The following is a 22307-nucleotide window of genomic DNA, read 5'->3' as shown; positions in this document are numbered from 1 at the left end:
TGGAGCCATGCGTGAGTATCTGAAGTTCTACATCGACGGCAAGTGGGTCGACCCCGTCCGGCCAAACACCCTCGACGTGGACAACCCGACGACAGAAGAAGTCTCCGGCCGGATCTCGATCGGATCCGCCGTCGACGTCGACGTGGCGGTACAGGCGGCCCGCAAGGCGTTCGCCACCTGGTCACAGTCCACTCGCGACGAACGACTCGACCTGCTGCAGGCGATCATGGCCGAGTACCAGAAGCGCACCGATGACCTGGCCGCCGCGGTCAGCGAGGAGATGGGCGCCCCCGCGTCCCTTGCGGCGGGCCCGCAGGTGGCGCTGGGAATGGGCCATATGGCGACCGCCATCGAGGTGCTGAAGAACTTCGCGTTCGAAGAACAGCTCGGATCCACGCTGGTGGTCCGGGAGCCGATCGGTGTCTGCGGTCTGATCACGCCGTGGAACTGGCCCATCAACCAGATCGCCTGCAAGGTGTTTCCGGCGCTGGCCACAGGTTGCACCATGGTGCTCAAACCATCAGAGGTGGCACCGTACTCCGCGCAGATCTTCACCGAGATCATCGACGCCGCAGGGGTTCCCGCCGGCGTGTACAACCTCGTCTACGGTGACGGCCCCGGCGTCGGCGCGGCGCTCTCCAGCCACCCCGACATCGACATGGTGTCCTTCACCGGGTCCACCCGCGCAGGCGTCGACGTCGCACGCAACGCGGCCGCGACGGTCAAGCGGGTGACGCAGGAACTCGGCGGCAAGAGCCCCAACATCGTGCTCGACGACGACGACTTCGCCAAGAGCGTGGCCGCGGGCACGACGGTGATGATGGTCAACAGCGGCCAGAGCTGCAACGCCCCGTCGCGCATGCTGGTGCCGAACTCGCGGATGGACGAGGCCATCGCCGTGGCCAAGGAAACCGCCGCCACGGTGAAAGTCGGCGACCCCGACGAACCCCGCGCGTTGGGGCCGGTGGCGTCCAAGGCCCAGTTCGACAAGATCCAGGGCCTGCTGCAAAAGGGCATCGAGGAGGGCGCGACGCTGGTAATCGGCGGTCCGGGCCGGCCCGACGGTCTGGACACCGGCTACTACGTCAAGCCGACGGTGTTCGCCAACGTGCGCAACGACATGACCATCGCCCGCGAGGAGATCTTCGGGCCGGTGCTGTGCATCATCGGCTACGACGATCTCGACGAGGCGCTCGAAATCGCCAACGACACCGAGTACGGGCTGGCCGGGTACGTGTCCGGTGCCGATCTGGAGCAGGCCCGGTCGGTGGCGCGCCGGATCCGCGCCGGCTCGGTCGCGATCAACCACGGTTTCGACATGACCGCACCGTTCGGCGGGTACAAACGCAGCGGTAACGGCCGCGAATGGGGTCACTTCGGTTTCGACGAATACCTGGAGACCAAGTCGGCGGTCGGTTACGCGCCGGAGGCCGCAGCCGGGTAGTCGGCGTCCATGGTGAGCGAAAAGTACGAATACGGGCTCGATTTCGACGGCATCGCCGCGATCGACATCCACGCGCACGTCGAGGTCGACGGCCACGGCCACAAGGCCTACACCGACGAGCTGATCGAGGCGACCGAGAAGTACTTCAAGCGGTCGCCCGGTCAGCTGTCGAGCGTGGACGGCGTCGCCGAGCTGTACCGGCAGCACAACACCGCCGCGGTGGTGTTCACGATCGACGCGCGCACCGCGATGCGCCATGTGCCCAACTCGATCGAGGACCTCGTCGCGGGTGCGGTGCGCAACCGCGATGTGCTGATCCCGTTCGGCAGCGTCGACCCGTGGCAAGGGCGCGCGGCGGTGCACCGGGTGCGTGAGCTCGTCGGCGACTACGGCGTCAAGGGCTTCAAGTTCCACCCGAGCATGCAGGCCTTCGAACCCAACGACCGGCGCTTCTACCCGATCTATGAGGCCATCGTCGAGGCCGGTGTGCCCGCCCTGTTCCACACCGGGCAGACGGGCATGGGTTCGGGGCTGCCGGGCGGCGGCCGGGTGAAGCTGCGGTTTTCCGATCCGATGCTGCTCGACGACGTCGCCGCCGATTTCCCGGAGCTGAGGATCGTGATGGCCCATCCCGCGGTGCCGTGGGTGGACGCGCAGATCGCGATCGCCGCCCACAAGGCGAACGTCTACCTCGACCTGTCCGGCTGGAGCCCGAAGTACTTTCCGCCTCAGTTGGTGCAGGCCCTGGGCAGGCAGCTGCGCACCAAGGCGTTGTTCGGAACCGATTTCCCCTACATCGGGCTGGACCGGTGGCGGCGCGACTTCGAGGCGCTCGACCTCGACCCGGCCGTGGTGCCGCTGGTCTACAAAGAGAACGCGCTGCGGGTTCTCGGGCTGCGCTGAAATTCTCCGACCGTGCCGTTTCATACGCGCCGCGCCGCGCCGACCGGATGAGACCGCACCCTCGAGGCCGATCGATCGGAAGCGTGCCGATGAGTTTTGCGGCCGAGCGCGGTCTGCATGGTGACCGACTCACACCATTACGAAGGAGACCCTCGTGCCCGTTCGCACTTCCGCCCCGGTGGGCGCACCGACCTGGATCGACCTCGCCAGCTCCGACCTCGAACGCTCGAAGCAGTTCTACGGCGCGGTGTTCGGGTGGACGTTCGAGTCGGGGGGTCCGGAATACGGTGGCTACGTAACGGCATTCAAGGACGGCAAGCCCGTCGCGGGGCTGATGCACAACGACCCGCAGTGGAACGCCCCCGACGGGTGGACGATCTACCTGCACACCGCCGATATCAAGGCGACGGCCGCCAAGGCCCTTGAGGCAGGAGCCTTCACGTGCATGGAACCGGTCGAGCCGATGGAGATCAAGGACATCGGCTGGATGGCCATGTTGTGCGATCCCGCCGGCGCGATGTTCGGGCTTTGGCAGCCGATCGGGCACCGCGGCTTCGAGGTGGTCAACGAGGACGGCGCGCCGGTCTACCACCAGCTCACCGCCCGCGAGTACGGCAAGGCGCTGGACTTCTACCGCGAGGTGTTCGGCTGGCAGACCGAGTCGGTTTCGGATACTGACGAATTCCGCTACAGCACAGCATCGTTCGACGGTGAGGCATTGCTGGGAGTGATGGACGGCAGCCAGTTCCTGGCCGAGGACGTGCCGTCGAACTGGTGCTTCTTCCTCGGCGCCGACGACGTCGACAAGGCCGTGCAGCTGATCGTCGACAACGGCGGCAGCGTGATCCGCGCTGCCGAAGACACCCCGTACGGCCGGCTGGCCGCGGTCGCTGACCCGACCGGCGCCGGCTTCAACCTGTCGTCGCTGACCTAGGCCGTCATGCGGTGCTCGGGCCCGCCGACATACACCATCCCGGTCGGGCGCGCGGTGTTGACCGCGTTGACGACCGCCCCGGCGTAGGAACCGTCGACGGTGTCACCGGAGACGACCGTGAAATGCACACCGGCGCGGTGGAACTCCGAACGCATCGCATAGAGCGTGGCTTCACCGGCCCACTTGCTCGCGGCGAGGGCCGTGTGGCCTTTCGGGACCGCCTTGTAGGGATAGAAGTGACCCTGATGGTCGGTGACGAAGACGATGCGTCCGCCCGCCGGTATCAGCGGCATGGCTCTTGCCGCGAGACGGCGCTGAGCGTCGCGGTTGAGGCGCATCGCGGACCGGGGTTGCGCACCGGGTTCGAGGTGAACCGAGGCGTTGAGGACCAGGGCATCCAGCCGTCCGAAACGGGCCGCGACGGTGTCGACCATCGCAGCGCAGTCGGCCGGGTCGCAGATGTCGGCGCGCAGCGTGGAGGCGCGCCCGCCCGCCCTGGTGATGGCGTCCGCGACGGCTTGGGCACGCTCGGCCGCCGTGCGGTAATGCACGACGACGTGCGTGTCGGCGCCGGCGAGTTGCTGCGCGATCTGTGCGCCGGTGCCGCTGGAACCACCGGTGACCAGGACAATCCGTGCAGGTGTGTCATGCATGGCGGGCTCCTCACTGTGGCCGCTGTCGGTGAGCTTCCCAACACCGTACACCAATTCCTAAGAAAAATAAGGGCAAGATAAGGTCACAATAAGGTTGACCGGTTGGGCAGAATGGTCGGGTGGAGTCGGCGCGTGTGGACAGGTGGCTGTGGTCCGTCCGCCTCGCCAAGACGCGACCGGACGCCGCGGGTGCGTGTCGGGGCGGTCGGGTGCGGGTCAACGGCCGGCCCGCCAAGCCGGCCACCATGGTGTCGCCGGGCGACGAGGTGCGCGCCCGTATCGGTGAGGTCACCCGCGTCGTCGAGGTGGTGCGCGTCATTCACAAACGGGTCGGTGCGGCCGATGCGGCGACGTGCTTTTTGGACCGAACCCCCAAACCCCCTACCGCGCAGTCGGTTCCCGTTGCAGCCCGCGAACGCGGCGCCGGGCGCCCGACCAAGCGGGACCGCCGGATGTTGGAGAAGCTGCGCGGAAGCCGACGCTAGAGCGCTTCAGTCGGTGGGCGCGGCCAACTCGAAGTCGGCGAAGTCGAATCCGGGTACCACCACACAACTGACCAGCGACGGTTCGTCGTCGCGGGGCCTGGCACGCTGCCAGTAGCCGGGCGGTACCACGTGCTGGGGGTGTTCACCGGCCGAGATACCGGCGCCGAGCAGATGTGTTGTGGCCCCGGCTTGTTCGCGGCCGACTTCAAGAAGCAGCGGGCTGCCGGAATGGTAGAGCCACAGCTCCGCGCTGCGCACGGTGTGCCACGCGGACTGCTGACCTGGCATCAGCAGAAACAGGATCGCCGTTCCGGCGCTGCGCGGGCCGGTGTAGTCGGGCGGCAGCGCGGACTGCGGCATGGTCAGCTCACTGCGCCAGGTCTCCCGAAACCAGCCACCCTCGGGATGAGGGGACAGGTCTAGACGACGCGCCCAGTCGGGAAGTTCGGTCATTTCAGCACCCGCGCTTTCGGTGTCGGACACTCCACCTTAAAGATTCGGGGCCGCGCGGCACACCCGATAGGCTCAGGCCATGTCCCGCGTGCGCCCCGGTTGGCTGGTGGCGCTGTGCGCAGCGATCTTGGTGGTGAGCGCCTGGCTGCCGTGGCTGACCACGTCGGCTGACGGCGGCGGTCGGGCGAACGCGATCGGCGGTGTCACCGTCGGCGAGTTGCCGGTGCCGCCGCCCGGGTTCGGGGTGGGGCAGTTGATCGTGTTGTTGGGGGCGATGCTGATCGTGGCGGGCGCGATGGCGGGGCGCGGGTTGTCGGGTCGGTTGGCTTCGTCGGCGGCGTTGGCGATTTCGGTCGTCGTGGTGGTGATGACGGTCTGGTATTACCGGCTCTACGTGTATCCCCCGATATCCGCGGGCTACGGCTTATTTCTCGCAGGCGCAGTCGCCGTCGTCGCGGTGATCTTGTCGGTGTGGGCGATGATGTCCGCGTGGTCGACGGCTGACCGGGCGGCATGACCGGCTTTGTCGCGCCGGTGGCGTTGACCGGCGAGCGTTGGGTGAGGCTGGAACCGCTTAGCCACGAACACATCCCGGAGATCGCCGCAGCGGTGGCCGACGGGGAGCTGGGCCGGCTGTGGTTCACCGCGGCGCCGGCACCGGAGGCCGTTCAGCAGTGGGTGGACAACCGGTTGGCGGTGCAGAACCCCGACCAGGGGCTGACGTTCGTCGTGCGCCGCCTCGACGGCAGGTTGGTCGGGTCGTCGAGCTACATGTGCGTCGACGCGCCCAACCGGCGGCTGGAGATCGGCAACACCTGGTACGTCGAGTCGGCGCGGCGCAGCGGCGTCAACTCCGAAACCAAGTTGCTGATGCTGAGCCACGCCTTCGACCGGCTCGGCTGTGTCGCAGTGGAATTCCGCACCCACTACTTCAACGCCACCAGCCGTGCGGCCATCGAGCGGCTGGGCGCCAAGCTCGACGGCGTGCTACGCAGCCACCAACTGTTGCCCGACGGGTCGAGGCGCGACACGGTGGTCTACTCGATCCTGGACATCGAGTGGCCGGCAGTGCGGTCCAACCTGCGGTTCAGGTTGGACCGCAACGGTTCCCGCGGTGGCTAGCCGGAATCGACGGTCGTCGGTTCGATCGACTTGTGGCCGGCGGCGTGGACGACCTCGATCTTGCGCGGCTTGGCGCGTTCGGCCAGCGGAATGGTCACGCTGAGCACGCCGTTCTCGTAGGTCGCCGAAATCGCCGACGCGTCAACACCTTCGCCGAGCGATAGCTGCCTACGGTAGGTGCCGAAGAACCTCTCGTTGGCCAGCCACTGCGCCGAATCCTCTGATCGCGCCGTGCGGTGCGCGGAGATCGTCAGGGTGCCGTTGTCGACGTTAACGTCCACCGAACCGGGGTCGACGCCGGGTAGGTCGGCGGTCAGCAGGTAGTGGTCGTCGATCTTGCAGAGGTCCATCGGCATGAACCGAGGGGACCGGCTTGATCCGGACTGGCTTGTCATCAGGCCCCGGGTCAAGGCATCAAGGTCACTGAACGGATCGAAGCGAAGCACAGCAATTCACCTCCTTGCACCTTCAGAGCCCGCCACCCTGGCGGGCAGCTAAATCACTGTGCACCTGCGAGATTAGCACTCTCAAGAGGAGAGTGCTAGTCCATTGGAGGGCATTTTGGCATCGAATTGGGCGTCGGTATCACGGTGAATCCGCACCTGCACAACGCTTTCCGTGCGCGTCGCACCAGGGCGGGGGGAGGGGGCCGTGTGATCACGCGGGACGGGCCGAGATTGCGAAGAATTGGGAGGTATCCGCGGGCGGCCCCGCCGGCTGCATTCTGAACCGACGAGACCTCAGCAAGCGAAGTGGTCGACCACTACGCTCGCCTGTAGCAACAATGCCCGGACCTGCGAAAAGGCAAACGTTCGTGTATTGGATAGCGACAGCGGGAAAGCGTAGGAGATGGCTGACCTCACAAGCCCCCACAATCTGGCCCAGCGTATGGCCGAGTTGGCGCGCGCCGCAGCGGCACCGCGCGGCGTCGAGGAGATCCTGTCCGACGTCACCGCGACGGCAAGGGAGTTGATCTCGGGCGTGGACACGGCGGGTGTACTCCTGGTCGGCAAGGGCGGCAAATACGAGTCGCTGGCCGGCCTCACCGACATGCCGCATCAGCTTGACGAGCTGCAAATGACGTTCAACGAAGGCCCGTGTCTGCAGGCCGCGGTCGACGAGGTCATCGTGCGCACCGACGACTTCCGGACCGAAGAACGGTGGCCCAAGTACGCGCCGGCGTGTGTCGAACTGGGCGTGCTCAGCGGGTTGTCGTTCAAGCTGTACACCGCCGATCGCACGGCCGGCGCGCTCAACCTGTTCAGTTTCACCGCCAACGCCTTCGGTGCCGAAGACGAAACGGTCGGGTCGGTTCTCGCCGCGCACGCCGCCGCGGCCATCCTGGCCAGCAGGCACGGCGAGCAGCTGGAGTCCGCCTTGTCGACCAGGGACCGTATCGGCCAGGCCAAGGGCATCATCATGGAGCGTTACGGCGTCGACGACATGCGGGCGTTCGACATGCTCAAGCAGCTTTCCCAAGACAGCAACACCCGGCTGGTCGACGTTGCCCAACGCGTCATCGACACGCGAAACAGCTGAGCCGCGAACCACGAGGTCGACGTGATCGACCGCCAGAAATTCCTCCGCTTTCGTCGACGATTTCAGCGTTGAAAAAGCGTTGCTGTATGTACGCTGCCGGAGCGTACTTATAGTCGGGGAGGGTGACGATGGCGGGACACGCTTTGCTCACGGATGCGGCAGCCACGAGAGATGCCCGCTACGTCGGACGGGTCGGCGCGTTAGCGGTAGCGCTGGGGATCGGCGCCGCGATAGCCGGTATCCCCGGCGTCGCCGGGGCAGCCCCGGATACCGAAGCATCAACCACCGAAACTTCCGACGCCACCACCACCGGATCCGACGTGGAGGCCGGCGAAACGCTGGACTCCGACGCTCCGCAGAACGGGACGCAAACCGCGCCGTCGGACTCATCATCCGGGCAAGGCGATGAAGCGTCCGACCCATCCACCGTGGCACCTGACCCGCGCGACGGCACGGTTCAGGCCACCGGTGGTCTGAACACGACCGTCAACGGCGATTCCGATGGCGACGCCGCCGACGAGGACGCCGCCCACGAGGACGCCGAGGACACCCAGGACTCCGATACCGACGGGGACACCGGCGCCGACGCCACGCCGACCAAGTCTTCTGACGCCGCTACAGGTTTCTCCGACACCAGAATTCAGACGTTGGTGATGAAATACACCGGCGGTGTCGCCCGTGGCGGTTCCGGGAACACCAGCGACTCGACCGCCCAAGAGGTGACCGACGAGGGGCCGGTCGCACAGGTCGCCCACACGTGGAAAGCCCTTACCGCGACGCCGGACACCGCCGCGGCGCCAGAGGTACCGGAACCCCTTGAAGATGTGGCCACTATTTCAACGGTGCTCCCGTCGCCGGTGGCGCCGGTGACGCCGGCTCAGGCCCCGTTGCTGCTGTTGTCGGCGTTGAGCTGGATGCGCCGCACGTTGTTCAACACCACACCCAACGCCTTGAACGACGCCGTCGTCACCGAGGTCAACACCGTCAGTGTCATCGACGTGCTGGCCAACGACGAAGACGAGGAAGGCAACTCGATTCGGGTGACGGGATTCACCCAACCCGAAAACGGCACCGTGACGCTGTCGGCCGACGGCACCTTCACCTACGTTCCCGACGAGGGCTTCAACGGCGTCGACACCTTCACCTATTCGGTCGCCGACCGCGGCTTCAACATCTTCAGGGATCCACTGCGCATGCTGACCGGCCAGGGACCGCGCACCGACACCGCTACCGTCAGCCTCTACGTCGGAGATGTCGGTATCGAACCGCCGAGCAAGTGGGCAATGAACATACACATGCGCCAGCCGGTGGGCGCCAGTGCCATCAGCCCGGACGGCACCCGGCTGTATGTCGCTCGAGGCGAGGGTGGGAGTGACACCATCGGGGTGATCGACACCGCCACCAACAGAGAGGTCGCTGCCATCACCGGCCTCCGAGATGCGTCCGGGATGGTGTTCAGCCCAGACGGTAAGCGCCTCTACGTGGCGAACACCTTTGCTTTGAAGCGCTACGTGTCGGTGATCGACACCGCGACCAATAAAGAGATCGCGACCATCGAGGAGGGTGTGTTCCCGAGCGGGTCGATGGCCATCAGTGCGGACGGCACGCGCCTCTACGTCTCCAACGCTGCGAGAAACAACGTGAATGTCATCGACACCTCCACCAACAAGGTGACCGGCAACATCGCCGTCAACGGCTCGGTGTACTTCAACCCCGACCACACCCGCCTCTACGTCGTCGGCAGAAGCACGGTCTCCATCCTGGACCCCGCCACCCACGCGGTGACCTCCACCTTCGACATGCCGCCCAGATTCACGAACATCGCGTTCAGCCCCGACGGCACACGCATTTACGTCGGCAACCAGCACCATGATGTGGTCGCGCTCGACGCGGTTACCGGCAAGGTGCTCGGCGCCGTCAACACCGGAGGCCCGCCGGCTGCGGTCGCGGCGAGCCCGGACGGTAAGCGCGTGTACGCCACCAGCAGTAATTTCCGCGGCATCAAACCAAAGCTGACGGTGATCGATACCGCCACCTTCAAGGCCGTCACCACCATCCCGATGGACTGGTACCCGGTAGCCCTCTCGATCACCCCGGACAGCAAGAAGGTCTACGTCTCGATCAGCAAGGACAAGCGAGTGACAATGATCGCCTGAGCGGACTCGGGCAGAGCGCGTCGTGCCCCCGGCAGGATTCGAACCTGCGACACCGGCTTTAGGAGAGCCGTGCTCTATCCCCTGAGCTACGGGGGCGTGACCGCACGGAGCTTACCGAAAAGCCGTCAGCGCAACTCGGCGATCACCTTCGCGAACACCTCGGCGTGACGCTGTTGCACTGTGATGTAGGTGACGCCGTAGGTCTCACGATAGCCCCGGAGGGTGTCGGCGATCTCCTTCGTCGACCCCGACAGCACCGCAGGCGTGCGCAGCAACTCGTCGTCGGACAACCCGGGCAGAAACTGCCGTGTGATCGCCATATCCGGCAGGCCCGACTCGTCGGTGGGCATCGCGGTGACGGCGAGGTTGAGCTCCAGCTCGTCGAAGCGTTGCCCGGCTGCGTCGCGGACGAACGCGACTCGGTCGGCCAGCGGATCGAACTCTGCGCCGACGGGGGCGCCGCCGGTCAGCCCGATGATGTCGGCCCGCTGCGCGGCGAGGGTGAGCAGTTTGTCGCCGTTGCCGGCGATCAGGATCGGCACATCGGGCACGTGGGTGGTGAAGTGCTCGGTCACGTGGCGCAGCCAGGCCACCCGCTGCCCGGGCGTCGGGAACGGCAGCTCGGCCTGCTCGAACTCGTCCTTGACATACCCGGCGCCCAGGCCGAGCTCGAAGCGCCCGTCGGACAGGTCCCGCAGCGACGTGACGTCACGCGCTAGCAGCGCCGGCCGGTAGAAGCCGGCGTTGAGCACGAACGTGCCGACCCGAAGCCGCTCGGTGGCCACCGCGATCGCGGTCAGCATCGGAAACGGCGCCGTGGTGTAGAGGTGATCGGCCATGTGCAACACGTCGTAACCCATGTCCTCGACGCGCCGAGCGAAGCCCTGCACCGACTGTCGCCGCCGAGCGGCCTGTAACCCAACGCCGAACCGGAAATCCTTGGCCATCACCAGATCGTATTCGCCAGGCGGACAGCGAAGGTTTAGCGGGCGTCAGTGCGGGGCAATACTTCTGCCGCCGCCTCCGACTCCCGGAGCCCCACGCCGAAGGACTTTCACCCCCGGATCCGGCCCGTCGTCGAATCATCCGACGGGCCGGATCAATACTTCAGGAACCATGGCCACCCACCCCACGATCGGCGTCGAAGAGGAATTCCTGCTCGCCGACCCGTCATCCGGTGAACCGGTCGCCGTCAACGACGCGACCGCACGCCACGCCGCCGAGCGGGGCGTCAAGCTGCAACTCGAGCTCACCAGCTGCCAGATCGAAACCACCAGCGACGTCTTCGGCGCCAGCCACGAGTTGCGCGACCACCTGCTGCGGTTGCGACGCGCGGCCGCCGACGCCGCCGAGGCCAGCGGTGCGCAGCTGCTCGCCGTCGGGCTGCCGCCCGCGGTGCCGCACCAGTTTCCGATCACCGACACCCCGCGCTACCGGGAGATCGGGAAGAGGTTCGGCATGATCGCTCACGAGCAGGGCATCTGCGGATGCCACGTGCACGTCGGGGTGCCCAGCCGGGAGGCCGCGATCCGGGTCAGCAACCGGCTGCGCCCGTGGCTGCCGGTCCTGCTTGCGCTGACCGCCAACTCGGCGGTGTACCGCAACGCCGACACCGGCTACGCCAGCTGGCGCAGCGTGCTGTGGGCGCGCTGGCCCAGCGCCGGCCCGCCGCCGCACTTCGACTCCGTCGACGAGTACGACGGCGTGGTCGCGATGCTGCGCAACGCCGGCGCGGTGCTCGACGACGGCATGGTCTATTGGGACGTCCGACCGTCGGCCAGGTTCCCGACCATCGAGGTGCGCGTCGCCGACGTGCCGGCCACCGTGGCCGAGACGGTGCTGCTGGCCATGTTGGTCAGGGCGACGGTGATGACGGCGCTCGACGAGGAGCGCCAAGGCCAGCCCGTGCCGCCGCTGACCCCGCACGCGCTGAAGGCCGCGTACTGGAAATCCGCCCGCGACGGCCTGGACGGGGAGGCGGTCGATCTGCTGGACGGCCACCACAGCGTGCCCGCGCGGGTGCTGCTGGATCGGCTCGTCGACCACGTCCGTCCCGCGCTGGACGCCGTCGGCGACTACGACGCCGTCACCGAGGAACTCGCGCGTGTCAGCGACGAGGGCAACGGCGCCATGCGCCAACGGAGAGCGTGGCGGCGCCGCCACGACGTGGCCGACGTCATCGCGCAGGCAGCCGCGGCCACCACGTCGGGGTGTTAGTTGGTGGGGCAGAACACTGCGGACATCACCTGCGCGCGCGGATCGGTTTCCGGCGAGGACGCATTGGGTGCCTGCGTCAAGGTCATCGAGACAGCCGGGCCGTCAAAGGTTTTCGCCATGAAACTGTGGTAGCCGAAGATATCGCCTCCGTGCCCCCACACGGTGACGCCACAGGGCAGGTTGGCCTTCATCAGCCCGAGGCCGTAGTCGAAAACGCCGCCACCGTCGGACATCGCGACCACATCCATCATCTCGTGCAGTTGTGCCCGCGGCACGACCCGGCCGTCCAGCAGCGCGGTGATGAACGCCGAGGTGTCCTCGTTGGTGGAGATCAAGCCCCCGGCCATCCCCGCCGCCGACGCCTGGAACGCGGTGAGGTCGCGGCGGTTCCCGTCCACCAATTCGTAACCGTGCGCGAACGGTACCCGCAGGCCGGTGTCGCCGGGCGCGGGAAAGTAGGTCTCGAAGAGGCCGAGCGGAACGATGATGCGCCAGGTGATCTCGTCGGCGGCGAGGCGTCCCGTGACCCTTTCGATCAACATTCCGGCGATGACGTAGTTGGTGTTGGTGTACTCCATCTGGGTGCCGGGCGGAAACTGCGCCGGCTCTGCGAGCGCCATGTCGAGCAGTTCATCGGCGGTCTTGGGCTCCGTCGGCGGCGGGGTGTCTTTGTCGAAGTACTCGGGCAGCCCGCTCTGGTGGCGGAGTAGGTGGCGCACGGTGATCGTGTTGGCGTCGATGCCCTCGCCACGGATGCGCCCCGGCAGATAGGTCTCGATCGGTGCGTCGAGGTCAATCCTGCCTTCAGCGACGAGTTGCAGGATTGTCGCCGCCACAAAGGTTTTCGTGATGCTGGCCGCACGGATATGGGTGTTGGGGGCGAACCCGGCCTTGGTGTCGACGTCGGAATAGCCTGCCGTGTAACGGGTGAGGTCGGCACCGTCGCGGACGACGGCGATGCCGCCGGCGAGGTGGTCGTCGGCGACGACGCGCGCCAGGACGTCGCCGACGGTGGCGGGTTGGGCGGAGGCAGGGGCGGTGGTCAGGCCGAGCAGCAGAAGTGCTGCGAGAACAGCGATGCGCACTAGGCCGACTGTAGATGCCAGGAGTGCGCGGTCGCGACGAGCCCCTGCACCAGCGCCGATGTCGCCGGGCTCAGGCCGTCGTCGCCGGGCAGTTGGCTGCGGGGACTGATCCCGCGCACCCGCGGTGACAGCTCCAGTTGGGTGCCGCCCCCGCGCACCCGGTTGACGGGGTTGTCCGGGTGCAGCCCCCGCAGCTCACGCGGTATCGCCTCGAGGTCGGTGACGACCCGGTAGCCGGGTATGGCGACGTTGCGTGCGAGGTGCTCGGCGAGTGCGCGGTTGCGGCCGCCGGCCAGTAGTTGCGTGCTGCGGCCGACGCGGCCGTACCCGTGCAGCGAGATCGCGACGTCGACGTGGGCCAGGAACTCCGCGAGCCGCTCAGATTCCTGCGCGTGATAGCGCGCCGACGGCAAGTGGTGCGGGTAGTGGTCGGGGTGGCGAAGCACGTACAGCGACGCATCGGCGGCGTCGGCGGCCCGCTCGGCGATGACGTCGGTCATCTGCTCTAGACCGCCGCCGTGGATCGCCAGGAAGCCGAACCGGGACCTCAGCGTGCTGTACTCGATCATGCCGGGCTCGGCCAGCAGCTCCGAAAGCGATTGCGGTGCAGGCGTATCGGCGGCCTCGGCGGTACGCGGCCAGCCCGCCGGATCCCACCGCTTGAGGAACTCGACCCAACGCTGCGGCAGACCGTGCTGCAGCGCGCCGTCGATGATGCGCTCCAGGTAGCCGGGCCGCGGCGGACCGGGTTCGACGCGATGGTCGATGTAGACCCACGCCTCGGTGGGCCCGTTGTCGGTGTGCACGGTGAGCCGGTCACGGCGATACCGCACCGGAACGCCTTCGGCGCTGTCCAGCGTGGCCAAGTCGTGGTCGGTGAGCCGCCACAGCACACCGTGCACCGCAGATCCGTCGAACGGTTCCACGGTGGCGACGCCGCGTTCGTTGATCAGCCAGTCGTGATCGGCCAGCAACGCGGGGCGCGGGTCGATTGCGCCGGGGCAGCGCAGCGCCATCTGCTGCACGCACAGGTTGGACCCGTACGCGAAGTAGGTGTGCTCGTCCCGAAACATTCAGCCCGCGACGATCAGATAGATCAACACCACGTTCAGCAGGGTAATCAGTACGGCGACGATCCACCCCAGCGCCGTGGTGACGCGGTGGTTGACGTCGTCGCCCATCAGACGGCGATCGGCGGTGAGCCGTATCAACGGGATCAACGCAAAGGGTATGCCGAACGACAGCACCACCTGCGACAACACCAGCGCGCGACTCGGGTCGAGCCCGATGGCCAGGATGATCAGCGCCGGTGTCAGCGTGATCAGGCGGCGCAGCAGCAGCGGGATGGTGCGGTGCAGCAGACCCTGCATGATCATCGCGCCGGCATAGGCGCCCACCGACGTCGACGCCAGGCCCGACGCCAGCAGGCCGATCGCGAACAACAGGGCGACCGTCGTGCCCAGCGTGTTCTGGACCGCGGCGTGCGCGCCCTCGATGGAGTCGGTGTTCTCGTGACCCTTCAGGTTGGTCGCCGCCACCAGCAGCATCGACAGGTTGACCGCGCCCGCCACCACCATCGCGATACCGACGTCCCAGCGCGTCGCCCGCAGCAGCATGCGCCGCATCGGCCCCGGCTCGGGATGGCCGTGGCGGTCGCGGGCCAATCCGGAGTGCAGGTAGACCGCGTGCGGCATCACGGTGGCGCCGAGCATCGCCGCCGCCAGCAGGATGCTCTCCGCGCCCGCGAACTTCGGGACGAGCCCGCCTGCGACCTCAGCGGCCGGCGGTGGCGCGACGAACAGGCTGGTGAGGAATCCGATCGCGATCACCAATAGCAGCCCGGTGATGACGCGTTCGAACATTCGCTGGCCGCGGCGGTCCTTCACCAGCAGCAACAGCAGCGAGACGAACCCGGTGATCACCCCACCGGTGAGCAGCGGCAGATCGAACAGCAGGTACAGCGCGATGGCACCACCGACCACCTCGGCGAGATCGGTTGCCATAGCGACCAATTCGGCCTGCAACCAATATCCCAGTCGGCTGCGGCGCCGCATCTGCCGGCCCACCGCCTCCGGCAGCGACAGCCCGGTGACCAGCCCCAACTTGGCCGACAGGTACTGCACCAGGCAGGCCATCGCGTTCGCGGCGACGATGACCCACACCAGCAGGAAGCCGAACTGCGCACCGGCGCTGACGTTGGCAGCGACGTTGCCCGGGTCGACATAGGCGATCGCGGCGACAAACGCAGGGCCGAGCAGCACCCAACTCGGCCGCAGCCGCACTTGTTGGTCGCCTGCCACCAACCCACCTCTCTATCCGGTCTGGCGAATAGAAAAGTTAGGCTAGCCGAAATCTAGTGTCCAGTCATCGCTGGGTCACCATCGGAAGCCGCCGAGGCTGATGACGAACCCGCCGTACGGCCAACCCCAGTGTTCGGTGGTCACCGACGGCGACGTGACGATCTGTGCGCTGCCGTTGGTTTGGCAGTGGGTGGTGTTGGGGCCGACGTCGGTGCACTGCGGCGTGGCCGCAGCGGTCGGTGCCGTGACACCCGTGGCGATGCCTGCGAAAAGCAGTGCAGCACAACAAATTTTAAACCGCATGATGGCCTCCTTCGGCCGCGGTTCCCCGGCGACGTTTAGGGGAAGAAGAAGCCTTCGCCGCCCCACATGTCGCCCCACGGGCCGACCTCGGCGGGTGTGGCGTCGATCGAGACGTTGCCGGGCGTCGCGCACTCCGTGTCGGAGCCGCCGAGTGCTGCGGCGCCGCCGGTGTCGACGCACTTGGGCAGCAGATCCTCCTCGCCGCCCTGGGCTGCGGCGGCGGGGGCTAACAGCATCGCCGCCGCGAGCCCACCCGCAGCGAAAACCGGCGTGAGATAACGAAATGTGGTCCGCATAGGCACGTCCTTACGATTGGAATTCCCGGTCTAGCTGCGAGCGTACAACCCTTGTCCGGTGATGAGGGGTAAGTCGAGCGTCGTTCTGATGCCGGGCGGGGCGTCCACCACCGCGGGGATCGCATTGACCACACGGGCGGCCGTGGCGACCAGACCGGCGTGGTTGTGATCCCCGTTGGGGCTGCTTTGGCAGAGGTCGAGGGTGTAGGTCGGTTCACCGGTGACTTCGACCCGGTAGGACCCGCCTTCCTGCGCCGGCTGTGGCCAGTCCGGACACAGGTCGTCGCGCAGCCGCGTGACGTGTTCGAGCACGGTGGCGATCTTTCCGTCCTTCATCCCCCGCACCTCGAACCGCAGGGCCGCCGCGGTGCCCTGCTCGATGTGGCCGGCCGCGATGTCGAAGGCCTCGGGCGCCGGTTCGCGCACGTACGTCTCGGTCACCTCGTCGAGTTCGATGCCCAGCCCGGCGGCGAGCTGGCGGACCACCGACCCCCACGCCAGGCTCAGCACACCGGGCTGCAACAGCATCGGGGTCTCGTCGATTGGCTTGCCGAACCCCATCACGTCGAACATCACCGTTGCGCTGTCGTAGGTGTCGTAGTTGATGATCTCCATGCAGCGGATCTGCTCGATGCTCTGGCAGGTGCCCGCGAGGGCGAGCGGCAGCAGATCGTTGGCGAAGCCGGGGTCGATGCCATTGACGAATAGGCTCGAATTTCCTTGCTGGGCAGCGTCTTCGATCGGTCTGATCATCTCGTCGGGGAGTACCTGCCACGGATGTTGCAGGAACACCGCGCTGCTGCCGACGACGTCGATGCCTGCTGTCAGGATGCGGCGATAGTCCTCCAGCGCTTCGGGCAGGCGGTTGTCGGCCATCGCGGTGTAGACCGCGCACTGTGGGCCGGTCGCCAGCACGGCGTCGAGGTCGGGGGTCGCCGTGATACCCGTCGATTCCTCAAGCCCGGCAAGCTCGGCGGCGTCCTTGCCGGCCTTGGATTCGCTCGACACCCACACGCCGGTGAGTTCGAAGCGCGGGTCGGTGATGACCTGGCGCAACGCGTGCCGTCCGACGTTGCCGGTGCCGATGGCGGCCACTTTGATCGTCATCGCGGGTTCCTCACAGATCGGGGATGGGCATGTCGAGGTTGGGGAACGTGAGGCCGCCGTCGACCTCGAGTGTCTTGCCCGTCAGATAGCTGCCAGCCGGCGAGGCGAGATAGACCGCCGCGGCGGCGATGTCTTCGGGCTGGCCGAGTCGGCGCATCGGTGTGGCCTCTTCCATCGGCTTACGCAGTTCGTCGTTGGAAGCCACGATGTCGAGTGCCGACGTCAGGATGGAGCCCGGCGCGATCGCGTTGACCCGGATCCGCGGGCACAGGTCCAGCGCGGCCAACCGGGTGTAGTGGGCCAGCGCGGCCTTGGCCGTGCCGTAGGCAGCGAACCCGCGGCCCGCCACGCGGCCCATCGTCGAGGTGACGTTGATGATGCTGCCGCCGCCGGAGTGCTCGAGCATCAGCGGCGCAGCCGCGGTGGTGAGCGCATGCGCCGTGGTGACGTTGAACGTGAACGCGTCGCGCATGTCCTTGGTGGAAGTGCTCAGCAGCGCGTTGGGCATGGTGCCGCCGACGTTGTTGACGACGATGTCTAGTTTTCCCAACGCTTCGACGGCCTGCTGCGCCAGCTTGGCGGTGTCCTCGGGGTGGGCGAGGTCGGCGACGACGACGTGCGCCCGGCGCCCGACCGCCTCGATCTGCTCGGCGACTTCGTCCAGTTGGGCTTGGGTGCGGGCCGCGATCACCACGTCTGCACCGGCTTCCGCGAATGCGAGCGCCATCGCGGCGCCGAGTCCGCGGCCCGCTCCGGTCACCACGGCGACTTGGTCGTCGAGCCGAAACCTGTCAAGAATCACGTGCGCCTACCTTCCGTCACCGAGCGACCGTAACAAGGTGCGCACGCCGAAGGGCGGCGATTCTGAAACACGTTCTAATTCTCGCGGGATGTACACCAGGGCGGTGCTTCGGCCCGTCAGCACGACCCTCGTGTACGTCTCGCGAAAGGTAAAGGGTGCGCTACTTCTTGGACGCGGCTTTCTTCGTGGCCTTCTTCGCTGGTGACTTCTTGGCGGCTTTCTTCGCAGGTGACTTCTTGGCCGGCGCTTTCTTGGCCGCCTTCTTCGCGGGGGCCTTCTTGGCCGACCCGTCGGAGTCGCCACCGCGGCGGGCTTTGACGCTGGCTTCCAGCTTGGCCAGCAGATCGGAGACGTCCTCGGTCTCGTCGAGTTCCTGCGGCTGCTCCTCGGTGGTAAACGCTTCGCCGCCTTCGAGTTTCGCCTGAATCAGCTCGCGCAACTGTTCCTGATAGTCGTCGTGGTAGCGATCCGGGTTGAAGTCGTCGGTCATCGAGTCGACCACCTGGCCGGCCATCTTCAACTCGGCCGGCTTGATGTCGACTTCCTTGTCGAGAACCGGGAAGTCGGGATCGCGGATCTCATCGGGCCACAGCAGCGTCTGGATGACCATCACGTCGCGCTTGGAGAAGTCCTGCACCCGCAACGCCGCCAGCCGCGTTTTGTTGCGCAACGCGAAGTGCACGATCGCGACCCGGTCGGTCTCCTTGAGCGTCTTGGTCAGCAACACATAGGACTTCGTCGACTTGCCCTCGGGCTCGAGGAAGTAGCTCTTGTCGTACATCATCGGGTCGATGTCGCTCGCGGGCACGAACTCCATCACGTCGATCTCGCGGCTGCGCTCCTCGGGCAGCGTCGCGATGTCCTCGTCGGTGATGATCACCGTCTCGCCGTCGTCGGATTCGTAGGCCCTGGCGATGTCGCGGTACTCGACGACCTCCCCGCACACCTCGCAGACCCGCTTGTAGCGGATGCGGCCGTTGTCCTTGGCGTGGACCTGACGGAACTTGACGTCGTGGTCCTCAGTCGCGCTGTACACCTTGACCGGGACGTTCACCAGGCCGAAGGCGATGGAGCCCTTCCAAATCGAACGCATCAGCCCAGTATGGCCGATTGGAGGGCGGTATCGCGGGTATCGCGATCCGGTAGGTCGGCACCGGCGCGGGCCACCGTCAGCGCCGACGACAGCGCGGCGGTCTGCACCGCCCCGGTCAACGTCTCGGTGGAGATGCGGGCCAGGTCGCGTCGGCGCTGCGCGCCCAGCAGCCCCAGCGACCACAACGCGTCGATCAGACCCGACATGAACGCATCGCCCGCGCCGACGGTATCCACCACCTCGACCTGTATCGCGGGCACCTGCACGGCGCCGGCCGCGCACAGCGCGAACGCGCCCCGCTCACCCATCGTCACCGCGACGATCGACGGCCCCAGCCCCAGCCAGGTCTGCGCGATCTGCTCCGGCGTGCGGGAAGGGTCGATCCAGCGCATGTCCTCATCGCTGGCCTTGACCACGTCGGCGCGTTCGACGAGGCGGTCGATGCGGCCACGTGCGGCATCGTCGTCGTCGATGAGTACGGCGCGCACGTTCGGGTCGAAGGTCACGGTGGCTGCCGGATGGTAGGTGTCGAGCAGCGCCGCAGTGGCCCGGCACCCCGGCTCGAGCACCGCGGCGATCGATCCGGTGTGCGCAACGAGCGGCGGTGCGACTTCGGGAGTTCCGCTGAGCTGCCACTCGATGTCGAACACGTACTGCGCTGCCCCGTCGGCGTCGATGCTGGCGCGCGCCGTCGGTGTGCGCGCCGCGGTCGTACTGCCCGAAACCAACTGCACCCCAGAATGTTTGACATGGTCGGTGATGCGGTGGCCCCGTTCGTCGTCGCCGATGTGGGTGAGGAAGTCGACGCCGCGGCCCAGCCGCGCCAGGCCCACCGCCACGTTCAGCGGGCTGCCGCCGACGTATTCGCCGGTGATGCGCCCGTCGCGCTCGACGATGTCGATCAACGCCTCGCCGATCACCAGGGCTCGCTGCGGGCTGCCCGGCACGGTCATGGCGTGTCCATTTCCATCAGCTTCTCCAGCGTCGCGCGCGCTCCGTTACGGTGCAGTGAGTCGAGTGCCCACAGATACGCCTCGACAAACCGCGGTTCACTGGCCAGATCGCCGAAGACGGCAGTGTTTTCGATGAACGCGGTCGGGTGCTGCCGCTGCGATTGCGCCAGCGGCACCAGCACGTCGGCGAGCTGATCCTGCACGTCGATGGGCTGGCCCTGCTCGTCGACACCTTCGGCGTAGCGTGCCCAGCTGGCCACTGTCGCCGCCGACAGCCGGATCGGCGCGCCGGTCCTGAGGTTCTCCCGCACCACGGGCAGCAGCCACTTCGGGATGCGGTCCGAGGAGCCGTAGCACAACCGGGCGATCGTGTCCTTGATCCCCGGGTTGGCGAACCGCTCGATGAGCGTGTGCTTGTAGTCCGGCAGGTCGATACCCGGCACCGGGCGCAGCGTCGGCGTGGCCTCCGAATCCATGTACTCCAACAGGAATCGGGCGAACAGCGGATCGCTCGCCGCGTCGTCGACCAATCGGTAACCCGCCAAATAACCGAAGTAGCAGATGCTTTGGTGGCTGGCGTTGAGCAGTCGGAGCTTCATCAGCTCATACGGCGTGACGTCATCGACCAACAGCACGTCGACCTCCTCGAACGGCGGCCGCCCGGCGTTGAAGTCGTCCTCGAGCACCCACGACGTGAACGGTTCGGCCACCACCGGCCAACGGTCCTCGACACCGAATTCCTGTGCCACCACGTCGATCACCGCCGGCGTGGTGGCCGGGGTGATGCGGTCGACCATCGAGTTCGGAAACCGGGTGTGGGCGCCGATCCAGTCGCCGAGGCCCGGCTCCATCCGCTCGGCATAGGTGGTGAACGCCTCGCGCGCCACGTCACCGTTGCCCTCGATGTTGTCGCAGGACACGATCGTGGGGGAGTCGATGCCGCGTTCGCGCCTGCGGCCCAACGCGTCGGCGACAAGGCCGAACACGTTCACCTCACCGCCGGCGTGGTCGATGTCGTAGCCGCCCTCGGTGATGGTCAGCGAGATGATCCGGGTGCCCGGTGCGGCCAGCAGTTCGATCACCGCCTCGGGATCGTCGGGCGCATAGCGGTAGTCGACGATCGATCCGATCACCCGGGCCTCGCGGGTGCCGTCGGGTTTCTCCAGCAGCAACGTGTAGAGGCCGTCCTGGTCGGCCATCACCTCGGCCATCTTTTGGTCGGCCGGCAGGACGCCGACCCCGCAGATGCCCCAGTCCTTGGCCAGACCCATCTCCATCAGCCGGTCGACATAGGCGGCCTGATGGGCACGGTGAAAGCCACCAACGCCGAAATGCACGATGCCGATGCCGATTTCGTCACGGGCATAGCTCGGCTTGTCCACCGAAAGCGTGGCCAACGTCGAGTTGTTCAGCTTCATGAAACCGTCACCACCGACTTCACGCTACCGGGCGTGCGGTCGGAGTCCAGGGCCTGCGCCGTCTGCTCCAGCGGGAAATGCGCGGTCACCATCGAGTCGAGATCCACCTTGCCCGACTCGACGAGCGCGATCGCCGTCGGCCACGTGTTGGCGTACCGGAACACCCCGGTCAACACCAGCTCACGGTTCTGGATCACCTGTACCGGCAGCTCCATCGATTCGGCTCCGAGGCCCACCAGCACCACCCGGCCCGCCGGTCGCACCGCGCGGATGCCGTCGACCACCGCCGACTGCGCGCCCGAGGCGTCGATGAACGCGTCGACCGGTTCCGAACCCACCTGCTCGACGGTCGGATCCAGCACCGTCGTCGCCCCGAAGCGGGCGGCCTGGTCGCGGCGCGCCGGATCGGGGTCGCTGACGACGATTTCGGTGGCGCCGTAGGCCCTGGCGAGTTGGGCCGCCACGATGCCGATCGGCCCGGCGCCCGCGATCAGCACCCGGGATCGGGCGTCGACGCCGGCCTTGCGGATCGCGGCGATGCCGACGGACAGCGGTTCGCACAGCGCGGCCGCGTCGTCGGACACCGAGTCGGGCACCGGGTGGGCGAACTCGGCGCCGATGGTCACGTAGTCGCACAGCGCGCCGTCGACCGGAGGCGTCGCATAAAACCGCATATGCGGGCACAGGTTGTAGTCGCCGCGGCGGGTTTCCTCGGTGTCGGGATCGGGCCGCTGCGGCTCGATCGACACCCGCTGCCCGATGCGTGACGGGTCCACCGACTCGCCGACCGCGACGATCGTGCCCGCCGCTTCATGGCCGAGTACCAGCGGTGCCTCGACGACGAAGTCGCCGATGCGGCCGTGCCGGTAGTAGTGCGTGTCGGAGCCGCAGACCCCAACCGACGAGACGCGGACCAGCACGTCCCCGGGTTCGGGCGTGGGCACCGGGCGTTCCTCGACGACGATGCGGCCGGGTTCGACCAGAACCGCGGCCCGCATTGGGGTATCCGGCGAAAGTGTTGTGTACGTCACACTCCCATGCTAA

Annotated in this window: 24 protein-coding genes and 1 tRNA gene; 9 read left to right on the top strand and 16 right to left on the bottom strand. The window is 67.2% G+C overall.

Going from position 1 to position 22307, the window contains the following annotated elements:
- Positions 1-7: 7 nt before the first annotated feature.
- The 3 genes from ABQE93_RS11850 to ABQE93_RS11840 all read left to right on the top strand — a co-directional run bounded on the left by ABQE93_RS11850 (position 8) and on the right by ABQE93_RS11840 (position 3281).
- Positions 8-1444, top strand: a complete 1437-nt coding sequence (locus ABQE93_RS11850) for an aldehyde dehydrogenase family protein (RefSeq protein ID WP_448407737.1) — start codon at positions 8-10, stop codon at positions 1442-1444.
- A gap of 9 nt (positions 1445-1453) precedes the next feature.
- Positions 1454-2347: an amidohydrolase family protein gene (locus ABQE93_RS11845; protein WP_448407738.1), complete on the top strand. Its 894-nt coding sequence runs from the start codon at positions 1454-1456 to the stop codon at positions 2345-2347.
- 154 nt (positions 2348-2501) lie between these two features.
- A complete protein-coding gene (locus ABQE93_RS11840; protein WP_448407739.1) occupies positions 2502-3281 on the top strand; it encodes a VOC family protein in 780 nt (259 codons plus the stop codon).
- Here ABQE93_RS11840 and ABQE93_RS11835 read toward each other — a convergent pair.
- Complete coding sequence (locus tag ABQE93_RS11835) at positions 3278-3934, bottom strand: SDR family oxidoreductase (RefSeq protein ID WP_448407740.1); 657 nt, start codon at positions 3932-3934, stop codon at positions 3278-3280. The genes ABQE93_RS11840 and ABQE93_RS11835 overlap by 4 nt on opposite strands.
- 119 nt (positions 3935-4053) lie before the next feature.
- Here ABQE93_RS11835 and ABQE93_RS11830 point away from each other — a divergent pair, with 119 nt between their 5' ends.
- Complete coding sequence (locus ABQE93_RS11830) at positions 4054-4419, top strand: Hsp15 family ribosome-associated heat shock protein (protein WP_448407741.1); 366 nt, start codon at positions 4054-4056, stop codon at positions 4417-4419.
- A 6-nt stretch (positions 4420-4425) separates the two neighbouring features.
- Here ABQE93_RS11830 and ABQE93_RS11825 read toward each other — a convergent pair whose 3' ends face one another.
- Positions 4426-4872, bottom strand: coding sequence for a cupin domain-containing protein (locus ABQE93_RS11825; protein ID WP_448407743.1), 447 nt, complete (start codon positions 4870-4872; stop codon positions 4426-4428).
- Between the two features lie 79 nt (positions 4873-4951).
- Here ABQE93_RS11825 and ABQE93_RS11820 point away from each other — a divergent pair, with 79 nt between their 5' ends.
- Together ABQE93_RS11820 and ABQE93_RS11815 are read left to right on the top strand one after the other, a co-directional pair.
- Positions 4952-5389, top strand: coding sequence for a hypothetical protein (locus tag ABQE93_RS11820; RefSeq protein ID WP_448407745.1), 438 nt, complete (start codon positions 4952-4954; stop codon positions 5387-5389).
- Complete coding sequence (locus ABQE93_RS11815; RefSeq protein ID WP_448407747.1) at positions 5386-5994, top strand: GNAT family N-acetyltransferase; 609 nt, start codon at positions 5386-5388, stop codon at positions 5992-5994. Before ABQE93_RS11820 ends, ABQE93_RS11815 begins: the two co-directional genes overlap by 4 nt.
- Here the strand turns inward: ABQE93_RS11815 and ABQE93_RS11810 are convergent.
- Positions 5991-6440 (bottom strand): Hsp20/alpha crystallin family protein, encoded by a 450-nt coding sequence (locus ABQE93_RS11810; protein WP_448407748.1) that lies wholly within the window; start codon positions 6438-6440, stop codon positions 5991-5993. The genes ABQE93_RS11815 and ABQE93_RS11810 overlap by 4 nt on opposite strands.
- Before the next feature lie 403 nt (positions 6441-6843).
- On the opposite strand from ABQE93_RS11810, the gene ABQE93_RS11805 reads away from it, so the two are divergent.
- Together ABQE93_RS11805 and ABQE93_RS11800 are read left to right on the top strand one after the other, a co-directional pair.
- Positions 6844-7533, top strand: a complete 690-nt coding sequence (locus ABQE93_RS11805; RefSeq protein ID WP_448407749.1) for a GAF and ANTAR domain-containing protein — start codon at positions 6844-6846, stop codon at positions 7531-7533.
- 128 nt (positions 7534-7661) lie between these two features.
- The gene (locus ABQE93_RS11800; protein WP_448408050.1) at positions 7662-9689 is read left to right on the top strand and encodes an Ig-like domain-containing protein; all 2028 of its coding nucleotides are present in this window, start codon (positions 7662-7664) and stop codon (positions 9687-9689) included.
- Positions 9690-9712: 23 nt separating this feature from the next.
- Here ABQE93_RS11800 and ABQE93_RS11795 read toward each other — a convergent pair.
- Positions 9713-9785 (bottom strand) — tRNA-Arg (locus ABQE93_RS11795).
- Between the two features lie 29 nt (positions 9786-9814).
- Positions 9815-10636, bottom strand: coding sequence for a TIGR03621 family F420-dependent LLM class oxidoreductase (locus ABQE93_RS11790; RefSeq protein ID WP_448407750.1), 822 nt, complete (start codon positions 10634-10636; stop codon positions 9815-9817).
- Between the two features lie 169 nt (positions 10637-10805).
- Here ABQE93_RS11790 and ABQE93_RS11785 point away from each other — a divergent pair, with 169 nt between their 5' ends.
- Complete coding sequence (locus ABQE93_RS11785; RefSeq protein ID WP_448407752.1) at positions 10806-11906, top strand: glutamate--cysteine ligase 2; 1101 nt, start codon at positions 10806-10808, stop codon at positions 11904-11906.
- On the opposite strand, the gene ABQE93_RS11780 is transcribed toward ABQE93_RS11785, so the two are convergent.
- The 11 genes from ABQE93_RS11780 to ABQE93_RS11730 all read right to left on the bottom strand — a co-directional run bounded on the left by ABQE93_RS11780 (position 11903) and on the right by ABQE93_RS11730 (position 22261).
- A complete protein-coding gene (locus tag ABQE93_RS11780) occupies positions 11903-12991 on the bottom strand; it encodes a serine hydrolase domain-containing protein (protein WP_448407754.1) in 1089 nt (362 codons plus the stop codon). The two genes, ABQE93_RS11785 and ABQE93_RS11780, sit on opposite strands and share 4 nt — an antisense overlap.
- Entirely contained in the window at positions 12991-14064 is a 1074-nt protein-coding gene (locus ABQE93_RS11775) for a poly-gamma-glutamate hydrolase family protein (protein WP_448407756.1), read from the bottom strand. The genes ABQE93_RS11780 and ABQE93_RS11775 overlap by 1 nt, the downstream gene beginning before the upstream one ends.
- On the bottom strand, positions 14065-15291 hold the full coding sequence (locus ABQE93_RS11770; RefSeq protein ID WP_448407758.1) for an Nramp family divalent metal transporter: 1227 nt from the start codon (positions 15289-15291) through the stop codon (positions 14065-14067).
- 75 nt (positions 15292-15366) lie between these two features.
- Positions 15367-15594 (bottom strand): hypothetical protein, encoded by a 228-nt coding sequence (locus tag ABQE93_RS11765; RefSeq protein WP_448407760.1) that lies wholly within the window; start codon positions 15592-15594, stop codon positions 15367-15369.
- Between the two features lie 35 nt (positions 15595-15629).
- Positions 15630-15890: a hypothetical protein gene (locus ABQE93_RS11760; RefSeq protein ID WP_448407762.1), complete on the bottom strand. Its 261-nt coding sequence runs from the start codon at positions 15888-15890 to the stop codon at positions 15630-15632.
- 30 nt (positions 15891-15920) lie between these two features.
- Positions 15921-16997: an NAD(P)H-dependent amine dehydrogenase family protein gene (locus ABQE93_RS11755; protein WP_448407764.1), complete on the bottom strand. Its 1077-nt coding sequence runs from the start codon at positions 16995-16997 to the stop codon at positions 15921-15923.
- A gap of 10 nt (positions 16998-17007) precedes the next feature.
- Positions 17008-17799, bottom strand: coding sequence for an SDR family oxidoreductase (locus tag ABQE93_RS11750; RefSeq protein ID WP_448407766.1), 792 nt, complete (start codon positions 17797-17799; stop codon positions 17008-17010).
- Between the two features lie 160 nt (positions 17800-17959).
- Entirely contained in the window at positions 17960-18892 is a 933-nt protein-coding gene (gene ku / locus ABQE93_RS11745) for a non-homologous end joining protein Ku (RefSeq protein WP_448407768.1), read from the bottom strand.
- Positions 18892-19845 (bottom strand): carbohydrate kinase family protein, encoded by a 954-nt coding sequence (locus ABQE93_RS11740; protein ID WP_448407769.1) that lies wholly within the window; start codon positions 19843-19845, stop codon positions 18892-18894. The genes ku and ABQE93_RS11740 overlap by 1 nt, the downstream gene beginning before the upstream one ends.
- Positions 19842-21263 carry a mannitol dehydrogenase family protein gene (locus tag ABQE93_RS11735; RefSeq protein ID WP_448407771.1) on the bottom strand — a complete coding sequence of 474 codons (1422 nt, stop codon included), beginning with the start codon at positions 21261-21263 and terminating at the stop codon, positions 19842-19844. Before ABQE93_RS11735 ends, ABQE93_RS11740 begins: the two co-directional genes overlap by 4 nt.
- Positions 21260-22261, bottom strand: coding sequence for an NAD(P)-dependent alcohol dehydrogenase (locus ABQE93_RS11730; protein ID WP_448408051.1), 1002 nt, complete (start codon positions 22259-22261; stop codon positions 21260-21262). Before ABQE93_RS11730 ends, ABQE93_RS11735 begins: the two co-directional genes overlap by 4 nt.
- Between the last annotated feature and the right edge of the window lie 46 nt (positions 22262-22307).

The sequence above is a fragment of the Mycolicibacterium sp. XJ662 genome (assembly GCF_053484035.1).
The sequence above is the reverse complement of the archived record's forward strand: the minus strand, read 5'-3'. Positions and strand labels throughout refer to the sequence as shown.

Excerpts from the sequence above, each read along its gene's own strand:
- ABQE93_RS11825 (WP_448407743.1), bottom strand. The coding sequence starts at position 4,872 with ATGACCGAACTTCCCGACTGGGCGCGTCGTCTAGACCTGTCCCCTCAT.
- ABQE93_RS11800 (WP_448408050.1), top strand. The coding sequence starts at position 7,662 with ATGGCGGGACACGCTTTGCTCACGGATGCGGCAGCCACGAGAGATGCC.
- ABQE93_RS11815 (WP_448407747.1), top strand. The coding sequence starts at position 5,386 with ATGACCGGCTTTGTCGCGCCGGTGGCGTTGACCGGCGAGCGTTGGGTG.
- ABQE93_RS11850 (WP_448407737.1), top strand. The coding sequence starts at position 8 with ATGCGTGAGTATCTGAAGTTCTACATCGACGGCAAGTGGGTCGACCCC.
- ABQE93_RS11820 (WP_448407745.1), top strand. The coding sequence starts at position 4,952 with ATGTCCCGCGTGCGCCCCGGTTGGCTGGTGGCGCTGTGCGCAGCGATC.
- ABQE93_RS11790 (WP_448407750.1), bottom strand. The coding sequence starts at position 10,636 with ATGGCCAAGGATTTCCGGTTCGGCGTTGGGTTACAGGCCGCTCGGCGG.
- ABQE93_RS11785 (WP_448407752.1), top strand. The coding sequence starts at position 10,806 with ATGGCCACCCACCCCACGATCGGCGTCGAAGAGGAATTCCTGCTCGCC.
- ABQE93_RS11835 (WP_448407740.1), bottom strand. The coding sequence starts at position 3,934 with ATGCATGACACACCTGCACGGATTGTCCTGGTCACCGGTGGTTCCAGC.
- ABQE93_RS11740 (WP_448407769.1), bottom strand. The coding sequence starts at position 19,845 with ATGACCGTGCCGGGCAGCCCGCAGCGAGCCCTGGTGATCGGCGAGGCG.
- ABQE93_RS11730 (WP_448408051.1), bottom strand. The coding sequence starts at position 22,261 with ATGCGGGCCGCGGTTCTGGTCGAACCCGGCCGCATCGTCGTCGAGGAA.
- ABQE93_RS11760 (WP_448407762.1), bottom strand. The coding sequence starts at position 15,890 with ATGCGGACCACATTTCGTTATCTCACGCCGGTTTTCGCTGCGGGTGGG.
- ABQE93_RS11805 (WP_448407749.1), top strand. The coding sequence starts at position 6,844 with ATGGCTGACCTCACAAGCCCCCACAATCTGGCCCAGCGTATGGCCGAG.
- ABQE93_RS11765 (WP_448407760.1), bottom strand. The coding sequence starts at position 15,594 with ATGCGGTTTAAAATTTGTTGTGCTGCACTGCTTTTCGCAGGCATCGCC.
- ABQE93_RS11775 (WP_448407756.1), bottom strand. The coding sequence starts at position 14,064 with ATGTTTCGGGACGAGCACACCTACTTCGCGTACGGGTCCAACCTGTGC.
- ku (WP_448407768.1), bottom strand. The coding sequence starts at position 18,892 with ATGCGTTCGATTTGGAAGGGCTCCATCGCCTTCGGCCTGGTGAACGTC.
- ABQE93_RS11755 (WP_448407764.1), bottom strand. The coding sequence starts at position 16,997 with ATGACGATCAAAGTGGCCGCCATCGGCACCGGCAACGTCGGACGGCAC.
- ABQE93_RS11845 (WP_448407738.1), top strand. The coding sequence starts at position 1,454 with ATGGTGAGCGAAAAGTACGAATACGGGCTCGATTTCGACGGCATCGCC.
- ABQE93_RS11735 (WP_448407771.1), bottom strand. The coding sequence starts at position 21,263 with ATGAAGCTGAACAACTCGACGTTGGCCACGCTTTCGGTGGACAAGCCG.